Consider the following 6739-nt stretch of genomic DNA (forward strand, 5'->3'; position numbering starts at 1 on the left):
GGGGAGGCGGCGGGAGGCGCGACGGGACGGCCGGCGCCGGGGTCGCCCGGCCCGCCGGTCACCGCGGCCAGCCCGGACACCAGGCCGCCGCCGCCGCGGCGCATCGTGAGGTCGCCGTCGTCGGACGCCGCGAAGGCGACCGGCCCGCGGTTGGACGCCACCAGCACTTGGCTCATACCGCAAAGGTTCTCAGTCGGGACCGGGCCGTATCAAAGTGACCCTGGTTAAGGGTCGGGCCGAAGTACCGGTCCGGAGGTCGGTGGAGGTCAGCGGGGCCGTGCGGTTAGCGCCGGGAACGCCGGGTACCGGGGCCGCGTGAGCAGGGCAGAGACGACCAAGACCGTCATGATCGCGGGCGCGGCCAATCTGGTCCTGGCGGTCACCAAACTGATCGCGGGCGCGCTGGCCGGATCCAGCGCGATGCTCGCCGAGGGCGCGCACTCGATCGCCGACACCCTCAACCAGGGGTTCCTGCTGGCGTCGCTACGGCGCAGCGAACGGCCCGCCGACCGCCGCCACCCGTTCGGCTACGGCAACGAACGCTACTTCTGGTCGCTGCTGGCCGCGTTCGGGATCTTCGTGCTGGGCGCGGGCTACTCCGTCTTCGAGGGCGTCGAGACGATCGCCCGGGGCGGCCGGTCCGACGACGCCGACGTGCGGCTGGCGTACGCGGTGCTGGCGCTGGCGTTCCTGCTGGAGGGCGGCTCGTGGCTGCGGGCGGTCAGCCAGGCCCGCCGGGAGACCCGCGAGATGGACCGGGACCTGGTCGAGCACGTGCGCACGACGCCGGACGTGACGTTCAAGGCCGCGCTGTTCGAGGACAGCGCCGCGATGGTCGGGCTGGCGCTGGCAGCGGCCGGGCTGACGCTGCGCGAGATCACCGGGTCGGTGGTGTGGGACGGGATCGCGTCGATCCTGATCGGGCTGCTGCTGGGCGTGGTCGCGATCGCGCTCGGCCGCGACAGCAAGGAGCTGCTCATCGGCCGCGCCGCCGACACCTCGACCCAGTGCCGCATCCGCGCCATGATCGCCTCGGCGCCCGGCGTGGACGGCGTGGACGAGCTGTTCACCATGCACTTCGGACCCGACGCCCTGCTGGTCGCCGCCAAGGTCCACTTCTCCGACGCCATCAGCGCCGACGAGGCCGAGGACATCGCCGAGGACATCGACCGGGCGCTGCGCGAGGAGGAGCCCCTCGTCCGGCACGTCTTCCTCGACCCCACCCAGGCGCCGCGCGTCCCCGACCAGCCTCTGACCAGCCCGAACGGGCGGCGACGGCGGCGCGCGGCCGATCCGACGGCGTGAGGGAGGCCACAGCCGGGTAGCGTCTCAGACAGTGGACACCGCCTGTCGTCGAAACGGTCAGGTCGTGTAATCTCTGCGCAGACAGCGTGATATCGCTTGTCACATAACTTCATGTCGCCCATTCAGAGGGGTGCAGGGAGCACAGTGGCCTCGGGCCGGTCTTCCAGCTCAGCCCTCACACAACTTCATATCGCTCATCCAGAGGGGTGCAGGGAGCACAGTGGCCTCGGGCCGGTCTTCCAGCTCAGCCCTCACACAACTTCATATCGCTCATCCAGAGGGGTGGAGGGACCGGCCCTACGAAGCCCCGGCAACCGCCCGGTAAGCGCGCTCTCGCGATCCTGCGAGGCCGACCGGGAAGTGGTGCCAACTCCGGCCTGCGACCAAGGTGGCGCAGGAAAGATGGGGGAAAGGCCTCGCTCCATGGCATTCTCGCCTGCCACGAATCTCGGACCCGCGACCGGTCTCAGCTGCCGCGAATGCGGTCACGTCCGCGAACTCGGCCCGTTCTACGCCTGTGAGGAGTGTTTCGGGCCGCTGGAGATCTCCTACGACTTCGGCGCGATCACCCGGGCGGACATCGAGGCGGGACCGCGCAACATCTGGCGCTACCGCGGCCTGCTGCCGGTTCCGGAGAACGTCGCCGAGACGCCCAACACCGAACCCGGTCTCACCCGGCTGGTCCGCGCCGACCAGCTCGCCGAGGAGCTCGGCCTCCAGCGGCTGTGGGTGAAGGACGACTCGGGCAACCCGACGCACTCGTTCAAGGACCGCGTCGTCGCCGTCGCGCTGGCCGCCGCCCGCGAGCTGGGCTTCAAGGTGCTGGCCTGCCCGTCCACCGGCAACCTGGCCAACGCCGTCGCCGCCGCCGCGGCCCGCGCCGGGATCCGCAGCGCCGTGTTCGTGCCGTCGAACCTGGAGTCCCAGAAGATCATCACGACGGCCGTGTACGGCGGCACGTTCGTGACCGTGGACGGCAACTACGACGACGTCAACCGGCTCGCCTCCGAGATCGCGGGCGAGCAGGAGGACTGGGCGTTCGTGAACGTCAACGTCCGCCCCTACTACGCCGAGGGCTCCAAGACCCTGGGCTACGAGATCGCCGAGCAGCTCGGCTGGCGGCTGCCGGACCAGATCGTGGTCCCGGTGGCGTCCGGCTCCCAGCTCACCAAGATCGACAAGGCGTTCCAGGAGCTCATCAAGCTGGGCCTGGTCGAGGACAAGCCCTACAAGGTGTACGGCGCGCAGGCCGCCGGATGCGACCCGGTGGCGACGGCGTTCAAGAACGGCTGGGACGTCTTCCGGCCGGTCAAGCCCGACACCATCGCCAAGTCCCTGGCCATCGGCAACCCGGCCGACGGCACCTACGTGCTCGACGTCGTCCGCCGCACCGGCGGCGCGGTCGAGGACGTCACCGACGAGCAGGTCGTCGAGGGCATCCGGCTGCTGGCCCGCACCGAGGGGATCTTCGGCGAGACCGCGGGCGGCGTCACCGTCGGCGTGCTGCGCAAGCTGGTGGAGAGCGGGCGGCTGGACCCGGGCGCCGAGACCGTGATCATCAACTCCGGCGACGGCCTGAAGACCCTCGACGCCGTCGCGCCGGTCGTGGCCCCCACCGCCAACATCGCCCCGTCGCTTGAGGCGTTCCGCGCCGCGGGCATCGCCTGAGAAAGGACCGAACATGAGCACCGTGTCTGTGCGGATCCCGACGATCCTGCGGACCTACACCGGCGGCGAGGCGGAGGTGAAGGCCGAGGGCGACACCCTGCGCGCGGTCGTGGCCGACCTGGAGGCCAACTACTCCGGGATCTCCGCCCGGATCCTGGACGACAACGGCAAGATCCGGCGGTTCGTGAACGTGTACGTGGGCGACGAGGACGTGCGGTTCGCCGACGGCCTGGACACCCCGACCCCGGCCGGGACCCAGGTGTCGATCATTCCGGCGGTCGCCGGCGGCTGATCCGCCCGGCTGATCCCGTCCCGGCCGCCCGCCGCGGCCGGCCGTGGCCGGACCAGGCCCCTTTTCCCTTGTCAATTGCTGGGAAAAGGGGCTTTTGTCCTGATGGGCGGGGGTAGGGGCCCTGGCATGGGAACAGCGGAGGAGATCGCGGCGGCGGTGGCGGACCACCCGCTGGTGCGCGCCGTCGAACCGATCGGATCGCGGGCGCCCGACGGCTTCCGCGCCGCCACCGAACTGTCGGACTGGGACTTCGCCGTCAGCGTCGAGGACTTCGGCGAGGTCGCCGGCGACCTGCCCCGGCTGGTCGCGCCGTACGACCCGGTGGCCGTCCAGTGGGACCCGCTCGGCGACCACGCCTGCTACCTGGTCGTCCTGCCCGGCCCGGTGAAGGTGGACCTGGTCTTCCCGGAGGTGGCGCGCCGCCCCAACCCGCCGTGGCGGGTCGGGCCCGACACCCTCCCGGCGATCGACGTGCACTTCTGGTGCTGGACGCTCGGCCTGGTCGCCAAGCGGCGGCACGGCATGAACGACCGGGTGCGCGGCGAACTGCTGCGGATGAGCGGGCACCTGCTCGCGCCGCTCGGCGTCCGGGAGGTGCCGTCGTCGCTGGAGGAGGCGGCGACGCGCTACCTGCGGGCCCGCGACCGGCTGGAGACCCGGTACGGGCAGCCGGTGCCGCGCCGTCTCGAAGGGGAGATCCTTCCCCTGGTCGGGACGGCCCATGATGACCGTTACCGGCCGTCAGGTCTGTCCTTCTAGGGCCTGTCGCCCCCACCGCACCGCCTATATGGTCGAGCCCGATCACGCCTGGTCCGCCCCGCCACGGCCCGCACCCCGGGGCCGAGGGGACCACGGACGGTGGTCGGCGGGCCCCGCGTTAGCAGGGGCGGGCCCGCGAAGCACCAGCCGTGGCTCCTCCCGGCCACGGACGAGCGGCAGGTTCGATATGGCGCAAGGCACTGTCAAGTGGTTCAACGCGGAGAAGGGCTACGGCTTCATCGCGGTGGACGGCGGCCGGGACGTGTTCGTCCACTACTCGGCCATCCAGACGGACGGGTACCGCAGTCTCGAACAGGGGCAGCGCGTCGAGTTCGAGATCACCCAGAGCGACCGGGGCCCGCAGGCCGACATGGTCCGTCCCGCCTGACGGCCCGCCGGGTCAGTCGCCGCGCCGGGCGTCCGGACCGATCATCGCCTGGTTCCGCGCGTCGGCCTGCCGCAGCCGGGCGGCCAGATGGCGCGCCATCGCCCAGTGCAGCGCCTCCACGACCTGCGGGTGGGTGTCCTCCAGGCGTTTCACGGCCGCGGCCGTGAGCACCCGCGCGACCGTGGGCTCGTCCGCGACGACCCGGTAGGCGATCCGGTCGTCGCCGAGGACCAGCTTCGTGACGGCCGTTCCCGGCCCCATCGACGCGATCCGCACCGGCTCGGGCGGGTCGCCCGCCATCACCTGCGCGACCAGGCCGCCCGACACCACGAAGTACAGCGTCTCGTCCGAGGTCGCGCCCTCGTCCGGCACCGCGCCCGGGTCGAACAGCACCTGTCCCCTGGCCAGGCGGCGCTCCTCCAGCAGCGGCGTCAGCGCGTCCAGCATCTCGGCGGGCAGGTCGCGCAGGATGTCCTGCTCCTCCGCCGGGACCGCCGCGTCCGGGTCCAGCCGCGCGGACCGTCCCGCCGCGACCAGCGCGTCCTCGCAGTGCTCCAGCGCCTCGTCCAGCGACGCGAACGACGCCTCGGCCGCCGCCAGCGGGCCGCTCCCGGCGTCGACGGCCACCACCGTCGCGACGCCGCGCCCGCGCAGCCGGGCGGCGAAGCCGTCCAGCAGGTTCACCGCGACGGGCTCCATGCGGTTGACGCGGTGCAGGTCCAGCACCAGCCAGCGCACCCCGTCCAGCTCGTCGGTGATCGCGCGGATGGCGGTGTCCGCGCCGGTGAACCCCAGGTCGCCCTGGAGCTCGCAGGCCAGGATCGCCCGGCCGTCGCGGCGCAGCGCCTCGCGCTCCAGATGCCGCCGGGTGCGGTGCGAGGAGACCGTGTCGCCGCGCAGCAGCCGGTGCAGCACCGGCGTGGTGCGCTGCGCGGGCCGCATCAGGTGCAGCCCGAACCGCGCCGACAGCTCCTGGCACGCGGCGATGGCGCGGACGCTGGTGCCGCGCCGGTCCAGCGGCGGGCTGTAGACGCCGATGCCCAGCTGCGACGGCAGCGCCGCCACCAGTCCGCCCGACACCCCGCTCTTGGCGGGCAGGCCGGTGCGCAGCAGCCACTCGCCCGCGAAGTCGTAGGTGCCCGACGTCGCCATGACGGCCAGGACGTGCTCGCAGGTGTCGGCGCCGACCACCCGCCGCCCGGTGACCGGGTTGACGCCCCCGGCCGCCAGGGTGACCGCCATGACGGCCAGGTCGCGGGCGGTCACGACGATCGAGCACTGCCGGAAGTAGACGCCGACGGCCTCGTTGACGTCGCCCCGCAGCGCCCCGGCGTTGCGCAGCAGGTACCCGAGGGCGCGGTTGTGGTCGCCGGTGCGCTCCTCGGAGGCCAGCACCTCGTGGTCCAGCCGCAGTTCGCGGCCCGCGAACGCGGACAGCCCGTCGATGATCCGCTGGAACCGCTGGCCGTGGTCGTCGCCGTCCACCAGCGACGCGGTGACGATCGCCCCGGCGTTGACCATGGGGTTGAGCGGCCGTCCGGTTCCGGCCTCCAGCCGCAGCGCGTCGAAGCCCTCGCCGGTCGGCTCGACCCCGACCCGCCGCAGGACGGCGTTCAGGCCCCGGTCGTGCAGGGCGAGCGCGTACACGAACGGCTTGGACACCGACTGGATCGTGAACCCGGTGTCCGCGTCCCCGGCGGTGTAGACGTGCCCGTCCTGGGTCGCCAGCGCCAGCCCGAACAGCGCCGGATCGGCCTTGCCGAGCGCCGGGATGTACGTCGCGACCTCACCGGCGTCGACGCCCCGCACCCGCGTGTGCAGCTCGTCCAGCATCTCCTGGACCGGGCTCGGCACGCCCCCCGCATCGCTCAACAGTCCCTCCGCGCTTGGTCCCAGGGCATGCTACCCGCGCGGTCCTGTCCCGCCGCCCCGCTGACCAGCGGAGGAACCACGATTGCCGATCACCCCGGCCGGGCATGACCCCCTCCGGCCGCCCGGGCGCGGACGGGGAGACCACCGCGGCGGGACACCGACCTCTGACCTCGGACGAGAGGTCATCAGCTTGCACTCGACCGGGTAGAGTGCTAAACAAACCATTGGCACTCTGCTGTGGAGAGTGACAAGTCCACAGTCTGGGTCGGGACGATGAGGTCTCCAGCCGTCGGCGGAATGGATGCCGCCGGAGGGGGACCGTCCGTCGCGGGCGTCGGCTCGATCCGTTCAAGGCCACCTGTTCCGGAAGGACTGGAGCCCCTATGGCTGCAAAGATGATCGCGTTTGACGAGGAGGCCCGGCGCGGTCTCGAGCGCGGCATGAACCAGCTCGCT

At 72.2% G+C, this 6739-nt stretch carries 6 protein-coding genes and 1 riboswitch; of the genes, 5 read left to right on the forward strand and 1 reads right to left on the reverse strand.

Features of this window, described 5'->3' with window-relative positions:
* Window positions 1-315 precede the first annotated feature (315 nt).
* From AKI01S_RS47595 to AKI01S_RS47615, 5 genes are all read left to right on the forward strand, one after another.
* Entirely contained in the window at window positions 316-1305 is a 990-nt protein-coding gene (locus tag AKI01S_RS47595) for a cation diffusion facilitator family transporter (RefSeq protein ID WP_067833483.1), read from the forward strand.
* Between the two features lie 267 nt (window positions 1306-1572).
* Window positions 1573-1714, forward strand: a riboswitch (SAM riboswitch).
* Window positions 1715-1728: 14 nt separating this feature from the next.
* Window positions 1729-2973 carry a threonine synthase gene (gene thrC, locus AKI01S_RS47600; protein WP_067833486.1) on the forward strand — a complete coding sequence of 415 codons (1245 nt, stop codon included), beginning with the start codon at window positions 1729-1731 and terminating at the stop codon, window positions 2971-2973.
* A gap of 13 nt (window positions 2974-2986) precedes the next feature.
* Window positions 2987-3265 carry a MoaD/ThiS family protein gene (locus AKI01S_RS47605; protein ID WP_067833489.1) on the forward strand — a complete coding sequence of 93 codons (279 nt, stop codon included), beginning with the start codon at window positions 2987-2989 and terminating at the stop codon, window positions 3263-3265.
* A gap of 126 nt (window positions 3266-3391) precedes the next feature.
* Window positions 3392-4024, forward strand: coding sequence for a hypothetical protein (locus tag AKI01S_RS47610; protein WP_067833491.1), 633 nt, complete (start codon window positions 3392-3394; stop codon window positions 4022-4024).
* Window positions 4025-4211: 187 nt separating this feature from the next.
* Window positions 4212-4412 carry a cold-shock protein gene (locus tag AKI01S_RS47615; RefSeq protein WP_067833494.1) on the forward strand — a complete coding sequence of 67 codons (201 nt, stop codon included), beginning with the start codon at window positions 4212-4214 and terminating at the stop codon, window positions 4410-4412.
* Window positions 4413-4424: 12 nt separating this feature from the next.
* On the opposite strand, the gene glsA is transcribed toward AKI01S_RS47615, so the two are convergent.
* Window positions 4425-6284 carry a glutaminase A gene (gene glsA / locus AKI01S_RS47620; protein ID WP_218010091.1) on the reverse strand — a complete coding sequence of 620 codons (1860 nt, stop codon included), beginning with the start codon at window positions 6282-6284 and terminating at the stop codon, window positions 4425-4427.
* Window positions 6285-6739 lie beyond the last annotated feature (455 nt).

The sequence above is a fragment of the Actinomadura kijaniata NBRC 14229 genome (assembly GCF_001552175.1).
Classification (GTDB): Bacteria; Actinomycetota; Actinomycetes; order Streptosporangiales; family Streptosporangiaceae; genus Spirillospora; species Spirillospora kijaniata.

What these genes read in the sequence shown, in the direction of transcription:
- AKI01S_RS47615 (WP_067833494.1), top strand. Translation starts at nt 4,212, where the DNA reads ATGGCGCAAGGCACTGTCAAGTGGTTCAACGCGGAGAAGGGCTACGGC.
- thrC (WP_067833486.1), top strand. Translation starts at nt 1,729, where the DNA reads ATGGCATTCTCGCCTGCCACGAATCTCGGACCCGCGACCGGTCTCAGC.
- AKI01S_RS47610 (WP_067833491.1), top strand. Translation starts at nt 3,392, where the DNA reads ATGGGAACAGCGGAGGAGATCGCGGCGGCGGTGGCGGACCACCCGCTG.
- AKI01S_RS47605 (WP_067833489.1), top strand. Translation starts at nt 2,987, where the DNA reads ATGAGCACCGTGTCTGTGCGGATCCCGACGATCCTGCGGACCTACACC.